At 66.4% G+C, this 23,486-nt stretch carries 28 protein-coding genes and 1 pseudogene; 18 read left to right on the top strand and 11 right to left on the bottom strand.

Going from position 1 to position 23,486, the window contains the following annotated elements; translation table 11 throughout:
• Position 1 precedes the first annotated feature (1 nt).
• Both WDM86_09920 and WDM86_09915 read left to right on the top strand, forming a co-directional pair.
• Complete coding sequence (locus WDM86_09920) at positions 2-1,882, top strand: potassium transporter Kup (GenBank protein ID MEI9990344.1); 1,881 nt, start codon at positions 2-4, stop codon at positions 1,880-1,882.
• A gap of 39 nt (positions 1,883-1,921) precedes the next feature.
• Positions 1,922-3,379 (top strand): carboxylesterase family protein, encoded by a 1,458-nt coding sequence (locus tag WDM86_09915; GenBank protein MEI9990343.1) that lies wholly within the window; start codon positions 1,922-1,924, stop codon positions 3,377-3,379.
• Here WDM86_09915 and WDM86_09910 read toward each other — a convergent pair.
• Positions 3,351-4,529 (bottom strand): class I SAM-dependent rRNA methyltransferase, encoded by a 1,179-nt coding sequence (locus WDM86_09910; GenBank protein MEI9990342.1) that lies wholly within the window; start codon positions 4,527-4,529, stop codon positions 3,351-3,353. The genes WDM86_09915 and WDM86_09910 overlap by 29 nt on opposite strands.
• 59 nt (positions 4,530-4,588) lie before the next feature.
• Between WDM86_09910 and WDM86_09905 the strand changes: the two genes are divergently transcribed.
• Entirely contained in the window at positions 4,589-5,857 is a 1,269-nt protein-coding gene (locus WDM86_09905; GenBank protein ID MEI9990341.1) for an alkyl sulfatase dimerization domain-containing protein, read from the top strand.
• 33 nt (positions 5,858-5,890) lie between these two features.
• Here WDM86_09905 and WDM86_09900 read toward each other — a convergent pair whose 3' ends face one another.
• Positions 5,891-7,402: a carboxylesterase/lipase family protein gene (locus WDM86_09900; protein MEI9990340.1), complete on the bottom strand. Its 1,512-nt coding sequence runs from the start codon at positions 7,400-7,402 to the stop codon at positions 5,891-5,893.
• Between the two features lie 198 nt (positions 7,403-7,600).
• Here WDM86_09900 and WDM86_09895 point away from each other — a divergent pair, with 198 nt between their 5' ends.
• Positions 7,601-8,086: a PAS domain-containing protein gene (locus WDM86_09895; GenBank protein ID MEI9990339.1), complete on the top strand. Its 486-nt coding sequence runs from the start codon at positions 7,601-7,603 to the stop codon at positions 8,084-8,086.
• An 84-nt stretch (positions 8,087-8,170) separates the two neighbouring features.
• Here WDM86_09895 and WDM86_09890 read toward each other — a convergent pair whose 3' ends face one another.
• Entirely contained in the window at positions 8,171-9,124 is a 954-nt protein-coding gene (locus WDM86_09890; GenBank protein MEI9990338.1) for an MBL fold metallo-hydrolase, read from the bottom strand.
• Between the two features lie 96 nt (positions 9,125-9,220).
• Here WDM86_09890 and WDM86_09885 point away from each other — a divergent pair, with 96 nt between their 5' ends.
• A complete protein-coding gene (locus WDM86_09885; protein ID MEI9990337.1) occupies positions 9,221-9,871 on the top strand; it encodes an HAD-IA family hydrolase in 651 nt (216 codons plus the stop codon).
• A 44-nt stretch (positions 9,872-9,915) separates the two neighbouring features.
• Entirely contained in the window at positions 9,916-10,494 is a 579-nt protein-coding gene (locus WDM86_09880; GenBank protein ID MEI9990336.1) for a hypothetical protein, read from the top strand.
• Here WDM86_09880 and WDM86_09875 read toward each other — a convergent pair.
• Positions 10,454-11,197 carry a glutathione S-transferase N-terminal domain-containing protein gene (locus WDM86_09875; protein ID MEI9990335.1) on the bottom strand — a complete coding sequence of 248 codons (744 nt, stop codon included), beginning with the start codon at positions 11,195-11,197 and terminating at the stop codon, positions 10,454-10,456. The genes WDM86_09880 and WDM86_09875 overlap by 41 nt on opposite strands.
• Positions 11,198-11,302: 105 nt before the next feature.
• Here WDM86_09875 and WDM86_09870 point away from each other — a divergent pair, with 105 nt between their 5' ends.
• Both WDM86_09870 and WDM86_09865 read left to right on the top strand, forming a co-directional pair.
• Complete coding sequence (locus WDM86_09870; protein ID MEI9990334.1) at positions 11,303-11,815, top strand: DUF1993 domain-containing protein; 513 nt, start codon at positions 11,303-11,305, stop codon at positions 11,813-11,815.
• 19 nt (positions 11,816-11,834) lie between these two features.
• Positions 11,835-12,971, top strand: a complete 1,137-nt coding sequence (locus WDM86_09865) for a serine hydrolase (protein MEI9990333.1) — start codon at positions 11,835-11,837, stop codon at positions 12,969-12,971.
• 4 nt (positions 12,972-12,975) lie between these two features.
• On the opposite strand, the gene WDM86_09860 is transcribed toward WDM86_09865, so the two are convergent.
• The 4 genes from WDM86_09860 to irrA form a co-directional block, all read right to left on the bottom strand.
• Positions 12,976-13,569 (bottom strand): DUF3501 family protein, encoded by a 594-nt coding sequence (locus WDM86_09860; protein MEI9990332.1) that lies wholly within the window; start codon positions 13,567-13,569, stop codon positions 12,976-12,978.
• Positions 13,569-14,864 (bottom strand): hypothetical protein, encoded by a 1,296-nt coding sequence (locus WDM86_09855; protein ID MEI9990331.1) that lies wholly within the window; start codon positions 14,862-14,864, stop codon positions 13,569-13,571. The genes WDM86_09860 and WDM86_09855 overlap by 1 nt, the downstream gene beginning before the upstream one ends.
• A 229-nt stretch (positions 14,865-15,093) precedes the next feature.
• Positions 15,094-15,516, bottom strand: a complete 423-nt coding sequence (locus WDM86_09850; GenBank protein ID MEI9990330.1) for a rubrerythrin family protein — start codon at positions 15,514-15,516, stop codon at positions 15,094-15,096.
• A gap of 106 nt (positions 15,517-15,622) precedes the next feature.
• Positions 15,623-15,949 (bottom strand): iron response transcriptional regulator IrrA, encoded by a 327-nt coding sequence (irrA, locus tag WDM86_09845; protein MEI9990329.1) that lies wholly within the window; start codon positions 15,947-15,949, stop codon positions 15,623-15,625.
• 264 nt (positions 15,950-16,213) lie between these two features.
• On the opposite strand from irrA, the gene fabA reads away from it, so the two are divergent.
• The 7 genes and pseudogenes from fabA (at position 16,214) to WDM86_09810 (ending at position 20,136) form a co-directional block, all read left to right on the top strand.
• Positions 16,214-16,750 carry a 3-hydroxyacyl-[acyl-carrier-protein] dehydratase FabA gene (gene fabA, locus WDM86_09840; GenBank protein ID MEI9990328.1) on the top strand — a complete coding sequence of 179 codons (537 nt, stop codon included), beginning with the start codon at positions 16,214-16,216 and terminating at the stop codon, positions 16,748-16,750.
• A 383-nt stretch (positions 16,751-17,133) separates the two neighbouring features.
• Positions 17,134-18,117: a beta-ketoacyl synthase N-terminal-like domain-containing protein gene (locus WDM86_09835; GenBank protein MEI9990327.1), complete on the top strand. Its 984-nt coding sequence runs from the start codon at positions 17,134-17,136 to the stop codon at positions 18,115-18,117.
• 75 nt (positions 18,118-18,192) lie between these two features.
• A pseudogene (locus tag WDM86_09830) lies at positions 18,193-18,429 on the top strand (SDR family oxidoreductase).
• A 28-nt stretch (positions 18,430-18,457) separates the two neighbouring features.
• Positions 18,458-19,048, top strand: a complete 591-nt coding sequence (locus tag WDM86_09825) for an SDR family oxidoreductase (GenBank protein ID MEI9990326.1) — start codon at positions 18,458-18,460, stop codon at positions 19,046-19,048.
• Positions 19,029-19,613 carry a DUF4893 domain-containing protein gene (locus WDM86_09820; GenBank protein ID MEI9990325.1) on the top strand — a complete coding sequence of 195 codons (585 nt, stop codon included), beginning with the start codon at positions 19,029-19,031 and terminating at the stop codon, positions 19,611-19,613. The genes WDM86_09825 and WDM86_09820 overlap by 20 nt, the downstream gene beginning before the upstream one ends.
• 59 nt (positions 19,614-19,672) lie before the next feature.
• The gene (locus WDM86_09815; protein MEI9990324.1) at positions 19,673-19,963 is read left to right on the top strand and encodes a hypothetical protein; all 291 of its coding nucleotides are present in this window, start codon (positions 19,673-19,675) and stop codon (positions 19,961-19,963) included.
• Entirely contained in the window at positions 19,855-20,136 is a 282-nt protein-coding gene (locus WDM86_09810) for a GNAT family N-acetyltransferase (protein ID MEI9990323.1), read from the top strand. Before WDM86_09815 ends, WDM86_09810 begins: the two co-directional genes overlap by 109 nt.
• Positions 20,137-20,245: 109 nt before the next feature.
• On the opposite strand, the gene WDM86_09805 is transcribed toward WDM86_09810, so the two are convergent.
• A complete protein-coding gene (locus tag WDM86_09805) occupies positions 20,246-20,503 on the bottom strand; it encodes a hypothetical protein (GenBank protein ID MEI9990322.1) in 258 nt (85 codons plus the stop codon).
• 204 nt (positions 20,504-20,707) lie between these two features.
• Here WDM86_09805 and WDM86_09800 point away from each other — a divergent pair, with 204 nt between their 5' ends.
• Genes WDM86_09800 through WDM86_09790 form a run of 3 tightly spaced genes read left to right on the top strand, consistent with a single transcriptional unit; the run spans position 20,708 to position 21,790 of the window.
• Positions 20,708-21,199: a methyltransferase domain-containing protein gene (locus tag WDM86_09800; protein MEI9990321.1), complete on the top strand. Its 492-nt coding sequence runs from the start codon at positions 20,708-20,710 to the stop codon at positions 21,197-21,199.
• Between the two features lie 13 nt (positions 21,200-21,212).
• Positions 21,213-21,413 (top strand): hypothetical protein, encoded by a 201-nt coding sequence (locus tag WDM86_09795; protein MEI9990320.1) that lies wholly within the window; start codon positions 21,213-21,215, stop codon positions 21,411-21,413.
• Positions 21,410-21,790, top strand: coding sequence for a VOC family protein (locus WDM86_09790; protein ID MEI9990319.1), 381 nt, complete (start codon positions 21,410-21,412; stop codon positions 21,788-21,790). Before WDM86_09795 ends, WDM86_09790 begins: the two co-directional genes overlap by 4 nt.
• A gap of 9 nt (positions 21,791-21,799) precedes the next feature.
• On the opposite strand, the gene WDM86_09785 is transcribed toward WDM86_09790, so the two are convergent.
• Together WDM86_09785 and carA are read right to left on the bottom strand one after the other, a co-directional pair.
• Complete coding sequence (locus WDM86_09785; protein ID MEI9990318.1) at positions 21,800-22,132, bottom strand: cupin domain-containing protein; 333 nt, start codon at positions 22,130-22,132, stop codon at positions 21,800-21,802.
• A gap of 3 nt (positions 22,133-22,135) precedes the next feature.
• Positions 22,136-23,293: a glutamine-hydrolyzing carbamoyl-phosphate synthase small subunit gene (carA, locus tag WDM86_09780; GenBank protein ID MEI9990317.1), complete on the bottom strand. Its 1,158-nt coding sequence runs from the start codon at positions 23,291-23,293 to the stop codon at positions 22,136-22,138.
• Between the last annotated feature and the right edge of the window lie 193 nt (positions 23,294-23,486).

Genomic DNA, 23,486 nt, shown 5'->3' with positions numbered 1-23,486 from the left:
GATGACAGCGGCGGCGATTGCACCGGTGGGTTGGCGGCGCGAGGCGGGCCTGACGCTCGGCGCGCTGGGCGTGGTGTTCGGCGACATCGGCACCAGCCCGCTCTACGCGGTGAAGCAGTCGGTGATCGCGGCCGGCGGCCTTTCGCCCGCGCCCTTCGCCGTGCTCGGCGCCCTGTCGATGATCTTCTGGTCGCTGGTGATCGTGGTGACCGTCAAATATGTCGTCTTCATCATGCGCGCCGACAACAATGGCGAGGGCGGCGTGATGGCGCTGGCCGCGCTGGCACACCGCTCGACGGGCCTGGGCCGCGGCCTCAAGACCGCCATCGCGCTGGTCTCGCTCGCCGGCCTCGCGCTGTTCTACGGCGACGGCATGCTGACGCCGGCGATCTCGGTCCTTTCCGCCGTCGAGGGTCTCGGCGTCGAAAGCGCCAGCCTGAAGCAGCTGATCCTGCCGCTGACATTGGCCATCCTGATCGGCCTCTTCGTGCTGCAGCGTTTCGGCACCGAGCGCATCGGCAAGATGTTCGGCCCCGTCATGGTCGTGTGGTTCGTGGTGATGGCGGCGCTGGGCGCGGCGGCCATCGCGCACAATCCGGTGATCCTCGAATGCGTCAATCCCTATTACGGCTATGCGCTGTTCGCGCGCGAGCCTTGGACCGCCTTCGTCGCGCTCGGATCGGTGGTGTTGGCGGTCACGGGCTGCGAGGCGCTCTACGCCGACATGGGCCATTTCGGGCGCCAGCCGATCCGCACCGCCTGGCTCTATTTCGCGTTTCCCGCGCTGTTGCTCAACTATTTCGGCCAGGGCGCGATCGTGCTCTCCGATCCGCACGCGACCGCCAACACCTTCTACGCCCTGGCGCCGCATTGGGCGCATTACCCGGTCGTGGCCCTCGCCACCATGGCCACGGTGATCGCCAGCCAGGCGGTGATTTCCGGCGTCTTCTCCATCACCCGCCAGGCGGTGCAACTGGGTCAGGTGCCGCGCATGGAGATCCGCCATACCTCGGCGACCGAGCAGGGCCAGATCTACGTGCCGCGCATCAACACGATGCTGGCGGTCGGCGTCGTGCTGATCGTGCTGATCTTCAAGACCTCCGACGCGCTGGCCGCGGCCTATGGCATCGCGGTGACCGGCGTCATGGTGATCTCGACCTTCCTGGTCGCGGTGGTGGCGGTCAGGCGCTGGCGCTGGCGCCTGCCGGTGGTGATCGCGGTGTTCGGCGTCCTCGGCTTCGTCGATCTCGCCTTCCTGTCGGCCAACACGCTGAAAGTCGTTCAGGGCGGCTGGCTGCCGCTCGCCATGGCGGCGGCGGTGTTCGTGCTGATCGACACCTGGCGCATCGGCCGCCGCGTGCATCTGGAGCACCAGCGCGACGGCACCCTGCCGATCGACCTCTTCCTCGCCCGCGCGCCGGCCGAGCGCGTCGCCGGCACCGCGATCTTCCTTGCCGCCCGCACCGACGTGACGCCGGGCCCGATGCTGCACAGCCTCAAGCACTATCACGTGCTGCACGAGCGCGTGATCCTGTGTTCGATCACCTTCGACGATGTACCCTTCGTCGCCCTGGGCCGCCGGGTCGAGGTGAAAAAGCTCGGCAAGGGATTCTTCGAGGTGAAAATTCGTTTCGGCTTCTTCGAATTTCCCAACGTGCCCTTGGCGCTGGAGCGTTGCCGCGCCTACGGCCTGCCGCTGGAGCCGGACACCTGCACCTTCTTTCTCGGCCGCGAGACGCTGGTCGCCGGCGAGCATCCCGACCTCAAGAGCTGGCGCATCGCGCTCTACACCTGGCTGGCGACCAACGCCTTGTCCCCCGCCCGCTTCTTCCAGCTCCCGCCCAACCGCGTGGTGGAATTGGGAACGCAGATCACGATTTGAACGACGGCGCGGAGCCGGGCCGGCGTTGAAGGACACGACATGCGCGCGCTGATCGTCCTCGTCATGCTGCTGTCGGCGGCGCCCGCCCTCGCCGCGCCGACGGTCGCCATCGACCAGGGCACGCTCGCCGGCGTCTCGGATAACGGCATCGACATCTACAAGGCGGTCCCCTACGCCGCGCCGCCGACCGGCGATCTGCGCTGGCGGGCGCCGCGGCCCGCGCCGCATTGGACGAGCACCCGCGATGCGACCGTCTTCGGTCCCGCCTGCCCGCAACATCCGACCGAGGCTCTCCTGATCCGCGCCAATCTTCCGCAGAGCGAGGATTGCCTCACCCTGAACGTGTGGACGCCCGAGCCGCGCGGCGCAAAGCTTCCCGTCATGCTGTGGATCCATGGCGGCGGCTTCACCGAAGGCGCCGCGTCGGTGCCGCGCTTCGACGGCGCGGCGCTCGCCCGGCACGGTGTCGTGCTGGTGACTATCAACTACCGCCTCGGCCGTCTCGGCTTCTTCGCTTATCCGGGGCTCGAAGAGGTGAATTTCGGCCTGCTCGACCAGATCGCGGCGCTGCAATGGGTCGAGCGCAACATCGCGGCGTTCGGCGGCGATCCCGCCAACGTCACCGTGTTCGGCGAATCCGCCGGCGGCGCCAGCGTCGATGCGCTGATGGTCTCGCCGCTCGCCAGGGGCCTGTTCGCCAAGGCGATCAGCGAATCGGGCGGCCTGTTCAAGACCGACACTCTGGCCGAAGCCCGTGCCAGCGCGCAGGCCTTCGCCGCCAAGCTGAACGCCACCGGCCCCGATGCGCTGACGACCTTGCGCGCCCTCGGCGCCGACCGGATCGTGAGCGACGACGAATCCGGCCCGATCCTCGACGGACATGTTCTCACCGAGGAGATTGTCGACGCCTTCGCCGCCGGCCATATGGCGAAGATTCCCTATCTCGCGGGCAGCAACAGCAACGAGGGCAACCAGATCGGCGACGGCCCCGCCGATTGGCTGACGCAGCCTTTCGGCGACCGGCTCGCGGCGGTGCGCGCGCTCTATGAGAAAGACGGCAAGCTCGACGACGGCGAATTTCACCGCCAGATCTTCAGCGACCGCTTCATGGCCGGCCCCGCCGCGCTTGCCGCCGGTGCCGTCTCGCGCGCCGGCGCGCCCGCTTATGTCTACCGCTTCGCCTTCCTGGCCGATCTGGCGCGGCGCCGCGGCCTGACCGGCGTGCCGCATGGCGGCGAGATGATCTTCGTCTTCGGCTTCGGTCCCCTGGCCGTCTTCGCCCCGCCGCAAGACACCGCGATAAGCCAAACAATGCAGTCTTACTGGACGAACTTCGCCAGGACCGGCGATCCCAACGGCGCGGGCCTTCCGCCCTGGCCGAAATTCGAAGGCGCCGCGCCGCCGACGCTGGTCATCGACGACCAGCCGCACGCCGTGCCCGATTTCCGCAAGGCGCAGTTCGAGGCGGTCAATCCAGCGCGTACACCAGCGCCTTGAGATACGCCGTCTCCGGCAGCATCGGATGCACCGGATGATCCGGCCCAGCGCCGGCCTGGCGGATCAGCGCGGCGCGCCGCCCGGCGCGCGCGAGGCCGGCGGCGCATTCGCTCGCGAAGCGTTCCACCGGAATGTTGTGCGAGCATGAGGCCAGCACCAGGAAACCGTTCGGCGCCGTCACTTCGGCCGCGAGCTTGGCCAGCTTGCGATAGGCCTTGGCGCCGGGCTCCAAATCCTTCTTCGCGCGCACGAAGGGCGGCGGATCGGCGATCACGATATCGAACGTCTCCTTCGCGGCCGCCAGCCGTTCGAGCTCCTCGAACACATCGGCCTTGACGCCTTTCACCCGCACGCCGTTCGCCGCCGCGGAGTCTTCCGCCAGCGCCAGCGCCGGTGCCGAGGAATCGAGGCAGATCACTTCCGTCGCGCCCGCCTTGGCCGCCGCGATGCCGAAGCCGCCGGTATAGCTATAGGCGTCGAGCACCGTCTTGCCCTTCGCCAGCGACGCGATGAAGGCGCGGTTGTCGCGCTGGTCGTAATACCAGCCGGTCTTCTGTCCGGCGCCGAGATCGGCGAAATAGCGCGCGCCGTTCTCCTCGACCGCGATGCGCCCCGCCTCGCCCTTGCCGGCGCGGACATACTCATCGAGTCCTTCCAGAACCCGCGACGGCGCATCGTTGCGCAGGATCACGTTCGCCGGCTCCACCACCTTGTCGAGCGCTTTCAGCAGCGGCTCGGTCAGCGCCTCCATCCCCGCCGTGGTGATCTGCGCCACCAGGCTGTCGCCGAACCGGTCGATGGTCAGTCCCGGCAGCCCGTCGCCTTCGGCATGCACCAGCCGATAGAACGGTTTGGCATAGATCGCCGCGCGCAATTTTAGCGCACGCTCCAGCCGGCGCACGAAGAAGCCGGTGCCGATGACGGTATCGACCGCCTTGTCCAGCACGCGCAGCCCGATCAGGCTTTTGGGATTGAAATAGCCGGTGCCCAGCGGCTGGCCGTCGTCGAACAGGATGTTGACGACGCTGCCCGGCGCCAGCGCCCTCGCCGCTGCGTCCATCTGGATTTCATTGGAGAAGATCCACGGCGCGCCGGCGCGCGCCCGGCGGCCTTCCTTGGGCTTCAGCTTGATCGTTTTATGGCTTGTCATGGCCCGCGTTAGCATGAACCCTGGGCCAAAAGCACGAACACAATCGTCAGGGGCGAAACATGGCAGTCAATCCGGCCGCGAAATTCGGCACGATGCGGGGCAAGAGCCCCGAAGAGGCGAAGTTCTTCTGGACCGGCGGGCCCATCGATATCGCGCCGCGCACCTGGTTCGCCTCGCAATTCTCCGGCTGCACCGCCTTCGAGACCGACGAGGGCCTCGTCCTGGTCGACACCGGAACCAAACAGTTCGCGCCGATGCTCGCCGCCATGCTGCGGCAGAAGACGCAGGCGCCGGTGCACACCGCGATCTACACCCATGGCCATGTCGACCATGCCTATGGCCTGGACCAGTTCCTCCTCCCTGGCCAGAAGAAGCCGCGCGTCATCGCCCATGCCGCCATGCCGGCGCGGTTCGCGCGCTATCAGGCGACGGCGCGGCACAATGCGGCGCTCAATGCGCGCCAGTTCGGCGGCACGGTGGAGGCGCAATCGGCCGACGCCTATGCCGCCTTCGGCCAGCCGCCGATCCCGCCCGACACGCTCTACGAAGACCGCATGACCATCACCGTCGGCGGCGAGAGCTTCGAGTTGCATCACTGCAAGGGCGAGACCGACGATCACACGTGGGTGTTCGCGCCGGCGCGGCGCGTGCTGTGCCCCGGCGATCTCTTCATCTGGGCGGTGCCGAACGACGGCAATCCGCAGAAGGTCCAGCGCTATCCCTGGGAGCGGGCCAAGGGCCTGCGCGAAATGGCGGCCAAGGCCCCGGCCTCGTTCTGTCCCGGCCACGGCGGCCCGGTGGTGAACGATCCGGAGAAGATCGCGCGCATGCTGACCGAGACGGCGGCGTTCCTGGAGACCGTCGTGTCGCGCACGCTGGCGGCGATGGAGAACGGCTCGCCGCCGCATGTCGACATCGTCACTGGCATCGAGTTGCCCAAATCGGATTCGCCCTGGCTGCAGCCGGTCTATGACGACACCGAATTTTTGGTGCGCAACGTGATCCGCTTCTATGGCGGCTGGTGGAGCGGACGGCCCAGCGAGCTCAAGCCCGCGCCGCGCGCGAAACTGGCGAGCGAGATCGCGGCGCTGGCCGGCGGCGCGCGCACGCTGGCGGAGCGTGCCGAAGCGCTGGCCGCGTCGGGCGATTTCCGTCTGGCGTGCCATCTGGCCGACTATGCGCTGGAAGCCGCGCCGAAGGATGAGGACGTCCAAGCCAGAGTCGCCGCGATCTACGAGAAACGCGCCGACACCGAGACCAGCCTCATGACGATCAACATCTTCAATTCGGCGGCGGCTTACGCGAGGGCTGGCAAGCCCTATGCGTGAATCTCCTCTCCCGCTTGCGGGAGAAGTTGGGATTCACGGCCCGATGCGGTCGGCCGCCACCGTCTCCCAGGCCTTGCGCCGTGCCTCGTTCGGGGCGCTCGTCACATGCGGTGGGCCGTCGCCGAAGATCGTGGTGGCGCGCCTGGTCTTGTCGTAGCGCATCCAGGCGCCGGAGGTATCGTTCGAAGGATTGCCGTCGCGCGCGAAGGCGACCCAGGAGTCCATCATCTCCGCCGCCAGGGCATCGGCCTTCGGACCCTCGCCGAAAAATGGCGCCGCGCCCTTGAGGCGGAAGGTGCCGAACGTAAAGCCCAGCTCCAGCGCGTGGCACGCCCCCAGCGCGCCGTCCAGGAACGGCGAAGGCCAGTCGAAGCGATAGGCATAGGTCGGCGCATATTGCGCCTGCGCGTCGAGCAGACGCGTCGCCGGCACGAAGAAGCTGTGATCGGTCATGATGTCGTTCCAGCGGTCGAACGGCGTGCCCTTCGCGGTCGCCGCCAGGATGGCGTCGGCGTGCTCCTCGCCTGCCAGCCGCGCCGTCATCTTGCGTAAGCCGGCCTCGTCCATGGTCTTGAGATTGCCGGCGGCGACGGTGAACAGCTTCCACTCGTCGCGCGTCGTGCCCGTCATCACCGCGACGCCCTTGGCCGATCCTTCCGCCACGCATTCGATTGCGCGCCTGGGCAGGATCGTCCCGTCGATGGTCGGCGCGAAAGGCATGCCGAGGCCGATCTCGCGCGGCGCGTCCAGCAGCGTCTTCTGCACCTCCAGGATCGCTTCCCAGGAAAGGTCGCGCGGGTCGGTCGTGCCGAGCTTGTCCAGCACCAGCCGCGCCACGCGTGCCGACACCTCGCGCGCATAGCCGATATCGCTCGCGCCCGATTGCGGGATCGCCTTGTGATAGAGGCCCGAAGCTTTCGGAGACGCGAGAATCGCGCCCACGCTCATCCCGCCGGCGCTCTCACCGAAGATCGTGACGTTGTCCGGATCGCCGCCGAACGCGGCGATGTTGTCCTTCACCCATCCCAGCGCCGCGATCTGGTCGGCGAGACCTTCCGCGCCCGTGCCCGGCAGCCTGCCGTCCGTCGCGTCGGCGAGGTTGAGGAAGCCGAAGGCGCCCAGCCGGTAATTGATCGTCACCAGAACGACATCGCCGCGCGGCACGAGGAACTTGCCGTTATAGGTGCCGACGCTGCCGGCGCCGGTATTGAACGCGCCGCCATGGATCCACACCATCACCGGCCGCCTGGCATCGTCGCAGCCCGGCGTCTGGACGTTGAGATAAAGGCAATCCTCCGACCGCGTGCCCGGCGTGCCGCCCAGCACGGCGCCGCTGGCGCTCGCCACCTGCGGCGCGATATTGCCGAAGCGCGAGGCGTCGCGCACGCCGGCCCAGGGCTCCACCGGCTCCGGCAGGCGCCAGCGCAAGGGCCCCACCGGCGGCTTGGCGTAGGGAACTCCGTTGAAGCGCAGCACGCCGTCGCGCGCCACGCCTTGCAACTTGCCCGAGGCGATCTCGACGCTCGCGCCTATGGCCTGATCCATCCCGGTCCCCGTCCTGTTTTTCCGCTGTTGCGGCCATGATCCCGTCGCCGGTCGCGCCGCGCAAGCCCCGGAGATGCCTATGGAATTGAAAATTCGAACGACGGTATTAAGACTTTGGCTACGGATTGGGCACACCCTGCGCGAATGGCAGATCCGGCCGAACGGTTGAACGCCCTGTCGCAGAAGGAAGGTTGGTCCATGCGCGCGGACACGACCCTGAAATTCGATTGCCCCGAGCTCAACGCGCTGCGCGATGTCTGGAACGAGAAGGCCAAGGCCGCTGACGGCCTGCCGTCGCGCGCCGATTTCGACGCCCGCACGCTCAAGCCGTTCCTGCGCAACGTCTCCATCGTGGAGCGCGCGGCGCATCCCTCCGGCCACCCCAGCTACCGCTTCCGTTTCTATGGCAGCGCGCTGGCGCAGCGCTTCGGCGAGCAGACCGGCCAGTTCGTCGAGATGTCGATCCCGCCGGACCGGCTGAAGCGCTGGATCGCCGGCTATGACGCGGTGCTGGAAGGCGGCGTGCCGATGCGCTTTCTGAGCTATTTCGAAATTCCGCGGGTGTCCTATCTGAACGGCGAGAGCTTTTCGGCGCCGCTATCGAACGGCGGCAAGAAGCCGACCACGATCCTCGCCTGCACCTATTTCACGCCCAAGGCGCTGTCGCGGGCGGAAAGCGCTTAGATGTCCTCTCCCGCAAGCGGGAGAGGTTATCGCCCCGCCATCACCGCGAATCCCGCGCACCACGACCCGCCGCCCGGGCCGAGATCATCTCCTGTCCTTCCACAATTGTGCCATCCAGCCGAACAGCGTCGCGGGATCGGACGGCACGTCCTTCGCTCCGAATTCGCGATAGAGCGACGCGGTGTTGACCGCGATGCGTTCGGCATCGCCCCAGCCGGCGAAATCGTCGAGCGCGATCGATCGCGCCGCTTCCAGCGCGCCCAGGCCGGCGTCGTAGCGCGCCCGCGCCGCGTCGCGGACATAAACGAGATAGTCCTTCACCCGCGCCACGCCTCTCTTGTCCGTCACCGGCCCGTGCCCCGGCACGATGGTCTCCACGTCCATCGCCGCGATGGCCTCGCAGGCTTCGATCCAGTTCGCCACCGGCCCCGCCCACATGATGGGGTGGCCATCGATGAACAGGATGTCGCCGGTGAACAGCGCCTTGTCGGCCGGCACATGGACCAGCGCGTCGCCGCCGGTATGGGCCGGCCCGACCTCGATCAGATCGACGCGCTTGGCGCCCACCATGCGCGAGGCCCGGCCGGTGAAAGTGGTGTCGGGGGCGCGCGGCGAGCACTGCTCGAAATCGAAATCGCCGAAGCAATGGACAAGATAGTCGCCGGTCAGGCCCAGCCCCGGCGCCGCCTTCATGAACTGCGCCAGGCCCATCGGCGTCTCGTGCTTCATCGCCTCTGCAGCGCCCGCGGTCGCGATGATCTCGCAGCCCTCGACGCAGCCATTGCCGTAGCAGTGATCGCCATTGTGATGGGTGTTGACCAGCGTGCCGATCCGGGCGCCGCTCGCCTTGGCGAAGCCGTCCAGCATCGCGCGGGTGTGCGCCGTGTCGAACATGGTATCGACCAAGAGCGCCTCGCCGCCATCCGTCACCAGCCCGGCATTGGAGAAACCCCAGCCGCCGTCGGGCTGCAGATAGGCGAAGGCGCCGGTCCCGAAATCGACCACGCCGGGTTCATACGATGCCTTGCGGAAGCTCAAGCCCATCCCGTCACCCCGTTTGTCGCGGTCTCGTCGCCGCATCTTGACCGATTAGGGCGCGGCCTGCTTCCTGACGCAAGGAAATTGAGGACGGCCATGATCGAAGCGGTGATTTGGGATTTCGGCGGCGTGTTCACGACCTCGCCCTTCGAGGCCTTCGCGCGCTACGAAGCCGAGCGCGGCATCCCCGTCGGCACCATCCGCAGGATCAACTCGGCCAATCACGAAACCAATGCCTGGGCGCAGTTCGAGCAGTCCAAGGTCGATATCGACGGCTTCGACCGCCTGTTCGCCGAGGAAGCGGCAGCACTCGGCCACGCGATCCCGGGCCGCGACGTGCTGCCCCTGCTCGCCGGCGATTTCCGGCCCGAGATGATTGAGGCGTTGCGCCGCGTGAAGACCAGGTTCAAGACCGGCTGCATCACCAACAACATGCCGCACAATGCGGCGGGCGGCCCAAAAGACGGGGGAACGGTGGCCGGCCGCTCGCTCTATGCCCGCGAGATCATGGAGCTGTTCGACCATGTCATCGAATCCGCCAAGCTCGGCATCCGCAAGCCCGATCCGCGCATCTACACGCTGATGTGCGAGCGGCTCGGCGTGGCGCCGGCGGCTTGCGTCTTCCTCGACGACCTCGGCGGCAATCTGAAGCCGGCCCGCGCGCTGGGCATGACGACCATCAAGGTCGAGACCGCCGCCCAGGCCATCGCCGAGCTCGAAGCCGCGACCGGCCTGACGCTCGCCTGACGCGGTTAACGCGGCGTTGACCAGCCGCTTGCTAGAAAAGCGCCATGGGCGATATCGAACAGGCGGCGGCGCGATTCAACGCCGAGGCGGCGCGGCACGGCTGGGGCCAGTTCTGCGATCCCGCCAACGCCTTCCTGATGCCGGAATGCGGGGAGGTCTCCGCGATGTGGACCGCCGCGGCGCCCGCCGGCGGCCTGCCGGGCCGGGGCGCGATGACCGCGCGCAGGCTCAAGCCCTATCTGCCGCGCCTCGTCCTGGTCGAGCTGGTCCAGGCGGCGCCGCCCCGCCTGCGCTTTCGCCTGGTCGGGACCCTGGTCGCCAACACGCTCAGCGAGCGCACCGGCACGTTCTTCGACGATCCCGGCGCGACGCCGCAACAGACCGCGCGCTGGACCCAGTCCGCGCTGCTCGCGCTCGGCGCGCGCCGGCCGTTGCGCTTCTTCATGCGGACGAAGAACGACGTGACCGGCGAGATGGTCTGCCTGCCGCTGTGCGACGAGGCCGGCCAGCCGCGCTTCGTCCTGACCTATGGCTGCTACGATCCCCTGCGCGACTGGAGCGCGCCCGACGCCGGCGCGCGCCTCAGGCCCATTCCTGCGGAATCCGCGTCGCCCGCTGGTTGAGCAGAATCTTGGCGCGCCGCGCCTTCTCCTCGTCGGAGATCGCATTGGGATCCTCGACCGCCTCGGACGGCGGCGCCGCCTCCATTGCCTTCTTGACCGCCGGCCGCGCTTCGAGGCGCTCGATCCAGCGTTTCACGTTGGGGAATTCCTCGATGTCGATCTTGCGCAGCTTGTAGCCGCTCGCCCAGGGGTAGCAGATCATGTCGGCGATGCTGTAGTCGCCCGCCGCCAGCCAGTCCTTCTTGTGCAGGCCCAGATTCATCACGCCATAGAGCCGGTGCACCTCGTCGGAGAAGCGCGTCACGGCATAGGCCAGATCGCCATTCGCCGCGTTCTGCGACGCGCGGGAGAAATGACCCCACTCGCCGAATTTCGGTCCCTGATTGCCCATCTGCCACATCACCCATTGGATGACGTCGTATTTCTTCGCGAGGTCGTGCGGCAAAAAGCGGCCTTCGCGCTCGGCGATGTACATCATGATCGCGCCCGATTCGAAGACATGGATCGGCGCGCCGCCGTCCCTGGGCGTGGTGTCGATCAGCGCCGGCATGCGGTTGTTGGGCGAGAACTTCAGGAAATCGGGATCGAACTGGTCGCCGCGCCCGATATTGACCGGCTTGATCTCGTAAGGCACGCCCAGCTCTTCCAGCAGGATCGTGACCTTCTTCCCGTTCGGCGTCGGCCAGTAATAGAGTTCGAGCATCTCGCGTCTCCCATGTTGCCTGGCCGCACTTTAGCACCAGCGGCCCCGCGTTGCGCGCATCCGTCCCATCGCTAGACTGAAGGCAACGATAACCGGAGGGACCGTATGACTATTTCCTTGTTCCAGATTTCCGTGCCCGTCTTCCTGCGCCATCTGAACGCGCTGAACGGCGTGCTCGACAAGGCGGCGGCCTTCGCCGAGGCCAAGAAGTTCGATCAGGCGGTGCTGCTGGCGACGCGCCTTTATCCCGACATGTATCCGCTGAACGCCCAGGTGCAGCAGGTTTCGATCCATGCCCTGCGCGCTACGGCGCTGCTGGCCGGGGTGGAGCAGCCCGATTTCGGCCCGGCGGAGACCACCCTCGCGGGCCTGAAGGACCGCGTAAGCCGCACGATCGATTTCGTGAAGGCCGCGACGGCGGCGCAGATCGACGGCAAGGAGGACAGCGACATCGTCGTCAAGTTCGGCACGCGCGAGGCGCCGTTCAAGGCCCTGCCGTTCCTGACCGGCTTCGCCCTGCCGAACTTCTTCTTCCACACCACCACGGCCTACAACATCCTGCGCAGCGTCGGCGTCGAAGTCGGCAAGCGCGATTTCATGGGGTCGCCCGCGTCCTAGCGGAAGCATGGAGAGCACAATGGCGGCGCGCTGGACAACCAGGAACACGAGGCTGTTTTCCGGCGCGGAGCAGGCCGCGAATTTCCGCGCGATGAGTTCGATCTACCCCGTCCGGGTGATCCGGCGCGCGTCGAAACCGGTCGCCTTCGCGCGGGGCGAAACCCTCGTCCTGCCGGAGACGTTCGAATTCGACGGGAAATCGCAAAACACCTCGGACCTTCTGACGAAGGTCGAAACCACCGGCCTGCTCGTCCTGAAAGACGACCGTCTGGTGTTCGAGGACTACCGGCTCGGCAACGACGCCTCCACGCAGTCGATCTCCTGGTCGGTCTGCAAGTCCTTCGTCTCGGCCCTGGTGGGGATCGCCATCGGCGAGGGCGCCATCGGTTCGGTCGAGGATCCGGTCACGCGCTACGCGCCCGAACTCGCCGGCAGCGCCTATGACGGCGTGCGGCTCAAGGACGTCTTGCAGATGTCGTCCGGCGCGCGCTGGAACGAGGACTACAGCGATCCCGATTCGGACATCAACCGCTTCGGCCGCCTGCTGGTGGACGGCACCTCGTTCGACGATTTCGCGGCGAGTTGCGTGCGCGAGCGTCCGCCCGGCACGTTCAACCGCTACAACACGACCGACACCCATGTCCTGGGCATGGTGGTGCGCAACGCGACGGGCCGGCCGCTGACGGAGTATCTGCGGGACAAGCTCTGGGAACCACTCGGCATGGAGGCCGACGCCTTCTGGATCGTCGATACCAAGGGCGCCGAGTTCGCTGGCGGCGGCCTGAACGCGGTGCTCAGGGACTACGCCAAGCTCGGCCTTCTCTATCTGAACGGCGGGGTCTTCAACGGGGTCCAGATCGTGCCGGCGGCTTGGGTGCGCGATTCAACGACGCCCGACGCGCCGCATGTGCGGCCCGGCCTGCGAGACTCGGCGGCGCTGCCCTGGGGCTATGGCTATCAATGGTGGGTGCCGGACGACGGCGGCGCCTACACCGCGATCGGCATCTATGGCCAATTCATCTATGTCGATCCCGCCGCGCGCGTGGTGATCGCCAAGACCTCCGCCTTCCGCGACTACGGCCGCAGCGCCAGGCCCGAACATTACCGCACCGCCGACCAGATCGCGCTGTTCCGCGCCATCGCGGCGCGCGCCTGACCGATCAGGCGAAATCGCCCGCCAGCGCGGCGCGGGTCGCCGCCGGCATCACCGCCATGTGGCCGTAATTGGGATGGGTGAAGCCGAGCACCACGGGCTCGCTCCCCGCGCGGAACGCCGCGATCCGCGCCGGCGTGAAGACGAAGCGCAGCCAATGCACCGACGAGGTCTTGCCCTCCGGCGTGGTGCGGTCCTCGTAATCGGTCGGCGTGCCCTTGATGCGGTCCTTGCCGATCTCCAGGAAGGCTGAGTCCTCGACATGGCCGAGGCGGCGCAATTCGCGGTCGCGCCGCGCGGCATCCTCGATCTCGATCATCACGGTCGCGATCAGCTCGGAGCCTTGCGGGATCAGCGGATTGTAGGCTTCGAGCTCGCCGGCGACCTGCTCGGCACCGCCCTTCTCGATGCGCAGCATCTCCTGCACCTGGAGCCACATCGACTGATAGTTCTCGAAATAGAACGTGGCATAGGGCCCGACCTCCATGCGCCGGTTCTTCTTCTCGGCGATGGCGTTGGCGCGCAATTCGCCGCGCCGCGCGTTGTATTCGGCGTCGGGAAGGATGTCGGCTGGCGTGATCCTGCGTTCGCTGAGGGACATCATGCGGGTTCCACCAATCCATAGGCGCGCGCCATGATCTGAATCGGATGCTCGGGCTCGCGCGCCGCAGCTTTGCTTCCGTCCTTCCCCGCCAGCTCTTTCACGTTCTGCACGATGTGCTGCGCCGCCAGCGGACAATCGCTGACGATGTGCCCGCGCCCCTGTTGCTTGGCGGTGCGGAACACCGGCCGCCCGACCTTCACCGCAAGATCGTGCGTCGGCTTGACCACCCCGAACGTCCCGCCATGGCCGGAGCAGCGCTCGATCACGTCGACCGGCGTGCCCGGGATCAGCCGCAGCATCTCCGCCGCCTTCGGTCCCATGTTCTGGGCCCGCGCGTGGCAGGCCAGGTGCACCGTGACGCCTTCGGGGAGCGGATTGAGGCCGGCCGGCAGGCCCTCTTTCTTGGCGACATCGACGACATATTCGTCGATGTCGAAGGTGGCTTTGGCGACGCGCTTGACGTCTTCGTTCTGTGGCACGATCAGCGGCCATTCGAATTTCAGCATCAGCCCGCAAGACGCGGTCAGCGCCACGATGTCGTAGCCGTCATCGATCAGCTTGACCAATTCCTTCGAGACCTTCGCCGCGTTCTTGGCAACGCGGTCGAGCTCGGCCTGTTCCAGGAACGGCATGCCGCAGCAGCCGGGATAGGTGACCTTGGTCTCGACCCCGATGTGATTGAGCACCGCGCGCGCCGCCAGCCCCGTCGCCGGCTTGTTGTAGTTGACGAAGCAGGTGGCATAAAGCGCCGCCTTGCGCTTGCCGAAGGCCGGCGCCGCCGCGTTCGCGTGGATCGGATCGCCCTTGTCGGCCGACACGAAGGTCCGCGTATGGAATTTCGGCAGCTCCGCCGTGCGGTCGATATGCGCGACGTTCTCCATCAGCGCCCGCATCGGCTTGTTCGCGGTGGAGGACGCCCAGTTGATCACCGGCGAGGCGACGCGGGCCAGCGTTCCGTTACGGTCCATCTCGGCCAATTGGCGCTGGGTGAAATCGGTCTTGCCCTGTTTGGCCTCCACGGCGCGGGCGCGCAGGATCAGGTGCGGAAAGTCGAGCTGGAATTGATGCGGCGGCACGTAAGGGCACTTGGTCATGAAGCACATGTCGCACAGCGTGCAGGCCTCGACGACGCCGACGAAGTCTTCCGATTTCACCGCCTCGATGGTTTCGTCCGCGCTGTTGTCGATCAGGTCGAACAGGCGCGGGAAGGAATCGCACAGATTGAAGCAGCGCCGGCAGCCATGGCAGATGTCGAACACCCCGCCGCAGCTCCTTGTCGAGCGCGCCGGCATCGTAAAAGGCCTCGTCGCGCCAGGCGATCGGATGGCGAGTCGGCGCTTCGAGGGAGCCTTCGCGGGACATGGGAAAAATCTCAAAGATCGTGCGCGGACAACCTCTCCCGCTTGCGGGAGAGGTCGGCGAGCGTAGCGAGCCGGGTGAGGGGCCGAAGCACGTCCCCTCACCCGAAATTTGCTTCGCAAATTTCGACCTCTCCCGCGAAGTGCGGGAGAGGTATTCATCTTACTTCCCCAGCGTATCGAGCGCCTTCTGGAAGCGTCCGGCGTGGCTCTTCTCCGCCTTGGCCAGCGTCTCGAACCAGTCGGCGATCTCGTCGAAGCCTTCGCCGCGCGCGGTCTTCGCCATGCCGGGATACATGTCGGTGTATTCGTGGGTCTCGCCCGCGATCGAAGCCTTGAGGTTCAGCGTCGTGTCGCCGATCGGCTCGCCGGTCGCCGGGTCGCCGACCGCCTCGAGATATTCGAGATGGCCATGGGCGTGGCCGGTCTCGCCTTCCGCGGTCGAGCGGAACACGGCGGACACGTCGTTATAGCCTTCGACGTCGGCCTTCTGTGCGAAATAGAGATAGCGGCGATTGGCCTGGCTCTCGCCGGCAAACGCGTCCTTCAAATTCTGGGCAGTCTTGGAGCCTTTGAGGTCCGTCATCGTCTTCTCCTAGGGGCTGGAAAATCACTTTCCGCGCAGAAGAAAACTCCGCGGCGGACCGCGTGTCAACAGTTTAGAACATTTCTAAAGAAGTTGAGAGTCGTTCTCAGAACCGCTTCACGCGTACGACGACATCGATCCGGTCCACCGCCATGCCGTCGGGCGGTTCGGGCACGCCGGCGACTTCGATGTGCTCGCCCGGAATGTCGATCAGAAGCCCGTCATCCTCGACGAAGAAATGCTGGTGATCGCCGGTATTGGTGTCGAAATAGGAGCGCGCGGCATCGACCACCACCTCGCGCAGGATGCCGGCGGCGGTGAACTGGTGCAGCGTGTTGTAGACCGTCGCCAGGGAAACCTTGACGCCCGCCGTCTGGGCATCGCCGTGCAGCGATTCGGCCGTCATGTGCCGGTGGCCTTCCGCGAACAGCAAATCCGGCCAGTTCCACGCGCTGCCGCGTCGGGCGCAGGCCCGCTTCGCGCAGGCGCTCCACCGCGTCGGTTCCGGCTTCGCGAACCTTCTTGGCCATCACGGGTTACCTGATCCAGACCGCTGACACTCGGGCCGTAACTTTGCTATCCTGCCCGAAGCATATTCGTTAGAACGTTTCTAACATACAAATCGGCTCAAAGCCCTTGTCTGTCAAGGGCCGGCCGCAAAGGACCTGGACGTGGACAAGCCCAACCCCGCACGCAAATCCTCCTTCGACATGCCGGCCTGCTCGCCTGCGCCCGCGGGGAGCTGTTCGGCCCCGGCAATGCCCGCCTGCCGCTGCCGCCGATGCTGATGTTCGACCGCATCACCAAGATCACCGACAATGGCGGATCGGCCGGCAAGGGCTCGGTCGAGGCCGAGCTCGACGTCAATCCGAATCTCTGGTTCTTCAAGTGCCATTTCCAGGACGATCCGGTGATGCCGGGCTGCCTGGGCCTGGATGCCTTGTGGCAGATGGTCGGTTTTTTCCTGGGCTGGATGGGCGGGCTGGGCAAGGGCCGCGCGCTGGGCGTCGGCGAGGTGAAGTTCTCCGGCATGGTGCTGCCGACCGCCAAGAAGATCACCTATTATGTGGAGCTCAAGCGCGTGATCATGCGCCGGCTGGTGATGGGCGTGGCCGACGGCATCATGAAGGTGGACGGCAAGGTGGTCTACGAAGTGAAGGACATGAAGGTCGGCCTCTTCAGCGACGCGGTCGAAGCGCTCAAGAACGCGGGCGCGCAGCCGGTCACGGTTTGAGAAAATCGCCTACACTTTTACCGGTGTCATGGCCCGCGAATGCGGGCCACCCAGTTGACGACACTCGGATCGGTGTCACCTGGGTCGCCCGCATTCGCGGGCGATGACAACGAAGATGATGACCCGGCACAAAAGGAATTTTCTTCCATGAGACGCGTGGTGGTCACCGGAATGGGCATCGTCTCATCCATCGGCAACAACACCCAGGAAGTGGTGGCCAGCCTGCGCGAGGCCAAGTCCGGCATCGTGACGGCGGAAGGACTATGTGAAATACGGCTTCCGCTCCCAGGTCCATGGCAGCCTGAAGCTCGATCTCGACGCGGTGGTCGACCGCCGGGCGCGGCGCTTCCAGGGCGACGGCGCCCGGCTATTGCTGGGTGGCGATGACCCAGGCCATCGCCGATGCGGGGCTGGAGCCGCACGACATCTCCAATCCGCGCACCGGCCTCATCGTCGGCACCGGCGGGCCGTCCACCAAGGCCATCGTCGCGGCGGCGGACATTACCCGCACCAACCACAGCCCCAAGCGCATCGGCCCCTTCGCGGTGCCCAAGGCGATGTCGTCCACCGCCTCGGCCAATCTCTCGACCTGGTTCAAGACCAAGGGCGTGAACTACTCGATCTCCTCGGCCTGCTCGACCTCGGCGAACTGCATCGGCAACGCCTATGAGATGATCCAATGGGGCAAGCAGGACGTGATGTTCGCCGGCGGCGGCGAAGAGCTCGACTGGACGCTCAGCGAATTGTTCGACGCGATGGGCGCGATGTCGTCCAAGTTCAACGCCACGCCGGAAAAAGCCTCCCGTGCCTATGACAAGAACCGCGACGGCTTCGTGATATCCGGCGGCGGCGGCATCCTGATCCTCGAAGAGTACGAACACGCGAAAGCGCGCGGTGCGAAGATCTATGCCGAGATGGTCGGCTATGGCGCGACGGCGGACGGCGCCGACATGGTCGCGCCGTCGGGCGAGGGCGCGGTGCGCTGCATGCGCATGGCGATCGAGAAGGTGAAGGCCCCGATCGACTACATCAATCCGCACGCCACCTCGACCCCGGTCGGCGACATCCCGGAGATCAACGCCATACGTGAAGTCTTCGGGGACAACATGCCGCCGATCAGCGCGACCAAGTCCTTGACCGGCCACAGCCAGGGCGCCGCCGGCGTGCACGAGGCGATCTACACGCTGCTGATGATGCAGTCGGGCTTCGTCTGCGAAAGCGCCAATATCGAGGAGATCGATCCCGCGGTCGCCTCGGCGAACATCGTGCGCAAGCGCATCGACAACGCCAGGATCGAGACCGCGCTGTCGAACTCCTTCGGCTTCGGCGGCACCAATGCCTCGCTGGTGTTCCAGCGCGCCGCATAGAACTTGCATCGGACAATTCGGCCCTGTGTCGGTTGTCCCAAAACGGTACAGACCCAGACACGGGCGAGGTTGGACATGGCGGACGGCAAGTTGATGCAGGGCAAGCGGGGCCTGGTGATGGGGGTCGCCAACGACCATTCCATCGCCTGGGGCATCGCGCGCGTGCTCTCCGCCCAGGGCGCGGAGATCGCCTTCACCTATCAGGGCGACGCCCAGGCCAAGCGGCTGAAGCCGCTGGCGCAATCCATCGGCTCGCAGATCGTGCTGCCGGCCGATGTCGAGAACGACGCCGAACTCGACGCGGTGTTCGACCGGCTGAAGACCCGTTGGGGCAAGTTTCCTGGTCCATGCCATCGCGTTCTCGGATCGCGACGAGCTGAAGGGCCGCTATGTCGACACCACCCGCGCCAATTTCTGCAAGACGCTGTCGGTCTCCTGCTATTCCTTCACCGCCGTGGCGCAGCGCGCCGCCGCCCTGATGAGCGACGGCGGCGCGCTGGTGACGCTGACCTATCTCGGCGCCAGCCGCGTCATGCCGAACTATAACGTCATGGGCGTGGCGAAGGCCGCGCTGGAAGCTTCGGTGCGCTATCTCGCCGCCGATCTCGGCCGCGACGGCGTGCGCGTCAACGCGATCAGCGCCGGCCCGATGCGCACCCTGGCCGGCTCGGCCGTCGGCGATGCGCGCATGGTGTTCAAGTGGAACAAGAGCCACGCGCCGCTGAAGCGGAGCGTCGAGCTCGATCATGTCGGCGGCGCCGCGCTTTATCTGCTCAGCGAATTGTCGGGCGGCGTGACGGGCGAGGTGCATTTCGTCGATGCCGGATTCAACGTCGTCGGCATGCCGCCGACGGCCGATCTCAAGGGCTGGGTCGCGCCCGAGACCGACGCGACCGAAGGGACCAAAGCGAATGTCCGCGAACCTGTCTAAACTCCTTCTCGCCGCCGCCGTTCTGGCGTTGTCCGCGACCGCGGCCGCCGCCGGCTGGCAGGACGTCGCCTCGCAATACGACCAGCAGCGCCTCGCGCGCCTGGGCGAAGCCAAGGAAAAGGCTCTCGCCGAAGCCCATGCCGGCACAGGTTCGGGCGATGCCTCGGCGATCGACGCCGCGCTCGGCCCGGCCAGCCACGCGCCCTCGGGCGGCGAGCTTGTCGGCTCTTGGCGCTGCCGCACCATCAAGCTCGGCGGCATCACGCCCTATGTCGTCTATTCCTGGTTCAACTGCCGCATCTCCAATCGCGGCGGCGGATTGTTCTTCGAGAAGACCAGCGGCAGCCAGCACACCGCCGGTTTCCTTTATCCGGCCGATGGCGGGCTTGTTTATCTCGGCGCCTCGTCGGTGACCGGCGAGCCGCCGCACGCCTATTCGGGCAACGGCGCCAGCGCCGGCGCCGCCGCGACGCCGGACGACCAGATCGGCATCCTGACGGTGATCGGCGCCGGCCACGCCCGCCTGGAAATGCCCTTCCGGTCCAGGAATCGACGCTCGACGTGATCGAGCTGAAGCGCTGAGCTGCTGACATCATCGGTCGCGCCGCGTTGTACGATGCGGATATGAGCAACATCACTCTGCGCGTCGCGACATCCGGCGACATCGCCTTCATCATGGCGACCGAGCGCGGCCCGGGCTACGAGCCGCTGGTCGGCCGCTTTGCGGAAGACGAGCATCGCGCGCACCTGGCCGACGACAATTGGCTGTACGTCATCGGCCTCGATGGCGCCGGCGTGCCGCGGGGATTTGCGATTTTCAGGACGTCAAGCGCGATCCCGCCGTCCGGTATCTGCGCCGCGTCGCGGTCGCCCAGGCGGGTGCCGGCTTCGGTCGGCGCCTGCTGTCGGCCTTGATCGATTGGGTGTTCGCCGCCACCGCCGCCGAACGCGTCACGCTCCATGTCCGCAAGATCAACACAAGGGCACAACACGTCTATCGGTCGCTCGGCTTTGTCGAAGACAATTCGGCATGCGAACCGGACGAATTGGCCTGGATGCTCCCGAAAAGCGACTGGATCGCGCGTTGACAGCGGTACCGGTCCTGCTTAAATCCCGGCGTCTCCCTGCCTCCATCCGAGGTTCCATGTCAGAGATTGTCGCCATCCGCTGATTGCCTTGCCTGCGTTCGTCGCGGGCCTAGACACGCGCTCGCGCGCGCGCAGGCTGTTGCTTGCTCGTCGCGTCGCGCGGAATTCGGTGCGATGAAAGACGACATCCTTGAACATTTCGAAACTGGAGCAGCGCGTGCTGCACTGCCTGGCGCAGGGCGGCCGCATTCAACATATCCGGGCCGACGGCCGCATCGTCGAGGTCGATTGCTACAACCGCGACGGCCACCGCCTCGCCGATTGCACGATTGGCCTTTTCAAGAAACCTGAAGAAGCGCGGGCTCATCGAGTCCAGTGGTGGCGCGCCCTACCGCATCTCGCGGCGGGGCCTCGCCAGCGTGCGCGCGCAATTGGACAACCGCTAACCCGAACAGAAAGGACAGAAGGATGACGAACGAAGAACTCAATGCGCGGCTGGTCAAGCCGCGCTTTCCCCGCGCCTCGCGCTATGACGGGCGCTGGATCGTGGACAATCTGATGGGCCCGAACGTTGCTGTGGCTCGCCGAATATCTGAGCGAGGCGATGGACCTGAAACCCGGCATGCGCATCCTCGACCTGGGCTGCGGCAAGGCGGTCTCGTCGATCTTCTTCGCGCGGGAATTCGGCGTCCACGTCACGGCCGCCGATCTGTGGATCAAGCCGCACGAGAACCAGCGCCGCATCGACGCCGCCGGCCTCGCGGATCGCGTGACGCCTATCCTTGCCGAGGCGCACGCGCTGCCATTCGCGGAACGCGCCTTCGACGCCATCGTCAGCCTCGACGCCTATCAGTATTTCGGCACCGACGATCTCTATCTGGGATACATCGCGAAATTCCTGAAGCCCGGCGGCCATCTTGGCATCGTCGTCCCGGGCCCTCGCGCACGAGATCGACGCGGTCCCCGATCGTCTCAAGCCCTGGTGGGAATGGGATTTCTGCTGCTTCCATTCCCCCGATTGGTGGCACCGCCATTGGCGGAAGACCGGCCTCGCCGCGGTTGAGACCGCCGATTGGATGGACGACGGCCATGCGCTCTGGCTCGACTGGTACCGCGCCGTGCTGCCGCTCCTGGCCGGTTTCCATGCGAAGTCCTCGGCCGACGGCATCGCCATGCTTGAAGCCGACACCGAAAAGCTGTTCGGTTTCGCCCGTGTCGTGGCGCGGCGCGGCGGCGCGGACTGGGTGTCCGGCAACGCATTGGAGACGACGGAATGAGGCTCAACCAGGTCACGGTCCCGGCGCTCGACGTCGCGCGCTCCATCGCCTTCTACAGTACGCTGGGCCTGCGCCTCATCGTGCAGTCGCCGCATTACGCCCGCTTCGAATTGCCCGAGGGCGAAGCGACCTTCTCGATCCATCTGACCGCCGATGCCGGCCGCGCCGCGGAAGGCTCGGGCATCTATTTCGAATGCGATGACCTGGACGCCCGCGTCGCCGCGCTCAAGGCCAAGGGTATCGTGTTCGATACGGAACCCACCGATCAAAGCTGGCTATGGCGCGAGGCCTGGCTGACCGATCCGGCCGGGGTGAAGCTCTGCCTGTACAAAGCCGGCGAAAACCGCCGCTATCCGCCGTGGCGGGTAAAGGATTGAGGCGCGGCGCTACTTCGTTCCGCCTTCCGGCCCGAAGAACATCACCCAGGCCTTGAACTCGGCGGAGAAGCTCGCGAAGCGGTGGGGGACACCCGCGGGAACGAACAATACGTCGCCGGCATCGAACCGCACCGTCTCGCCGCCGCGCTTGAAGATGCCGTGGCCGGCCTGGATGACATAGATCTCGTCGCGCTTGTGCGCCTGCTGGGTGTCCTGGTCGGCCGGCACGAACAGCAGCAGATTGGTGTCGCCGTGCTGGAACAGCGACACCGACGCCTGGCCCGACGCCGCCAGCTTGGCGGCCGAGGCGATGAAATCGATCTTCAGCGGCGGATTGGCCATGGCCTAGTTTTCTCTCCTCGCGGCGCGCGCGAAACGGTCGAACAGATAATGGCTGTCCATCGGACCCGGCGACGCCTCGGGATGATACTGCACGCCGAACACGTGTCTGCCCTCGACCCTAATCCCGCAATTGCTGCCGTCGAACAGCGAAACATGCGTTTCCTTAACGCCGGCCGGCAGGCTGTCGCGGTCCACCGTGAAGCCGTGGTTCATCGACACGATCTCGACCTTGCCGGTCTCCAGATCCTTCACCGGATGGTTGGCGCCGTGATGGCCCTGGGCCATCTTGCGCGTCTCGCCGCCGAGCGCGAGGCCGAGCATCTGGTGCCCGAGGCAGATGCCGAACACCGGCACGTCCGAATCCACCAGCCCCTTGATGGTCGGGATCGCGTACACACCGGTCGCCGCCGGATCGCCTGGCCCGTTGGAGAGCAAGACGCCGTCCGGCTTGTGCCGCATGACGTCTTCGAAGGTCGATTGCGCCGGAACCACGGTGATGTCGGCGCCGAGCCCCGCCAGGATGCGCAGCATGTTCCGCTTGACGCCGAAATCGACCACGGTGGCGCGCCAGCTCGGCGCCGGCAGGTCGGCATAGCCCTTGCCCCAGGCCCAGGGCATCTCGCGCCAGGCATAGGTCTGGCGCGACGATACGTCCTTGGCGAGGTCCAGCCCCACCAGCCCGGGAAACGCCCGCGCCGCCGCGAGCCCGTCATCGGGCGCCCCGCGCGTGATCGCGCCATGCGGCATGCCCTTCTCGCGGATGCGGTTGGTCAGCGCCCGCGTATCGATGCCGGAAAGGCCGGGAATGTTGTGCTTCTTGAGCCAGCCATCGAGCGCGGACAGCGCACGATAGTTCGACGGATGCTCCGCGTCCGCGCGCACAATCACGCCGCGCACGACGGGGTTAAGCGACTCGATGTCTTCCAGATTGGTGCCGACGATGCCGATATGGGGAAAGGTGAAGCACACGATCTGCCCGGCATAGGAGGGATCGGTGAGGATCTCCTCATAGCCCGTCATCGCGGTGTTGAAGCAGACCTCGCCGACGCCGTCGCCGGCCGCGCCGAACGCCTGGCCTTCGAACACGGTTCCGTCGGCCAGCACGAGCCTTCCGCGCGCGATATCCGTCGCGGCGGCATGGGCGGTCGGTGCAGCGGACATGGGCGATCCTCGGATTGGGCGGAAAATAGGGAGCGTGTCCGGCAGGGTCAAGCGGTTGCGACGCCTATTTTTCCGAACAGTTTCAACCGGTTGGCAAAGTGCCGCGATTCGAGGGAATAAATAAAAGATGTCATGCCCCGCGAATGCGGGGCACCCAGGTGACTTGCTGGCGGGCGGCGCAAATTTCATCTGG

This window comes from Rhizomicrobium sp. (assembly GCA_037200045.1).
Lineage (GTDB): Bacteria > Pseudomonadota > Alphaproteobacteria > Micropepsales > Micropepsaceae > Rhizomicrobium.
This window is presented reverse-complemented; position numbering and strand designations above follow the sequence as displayed.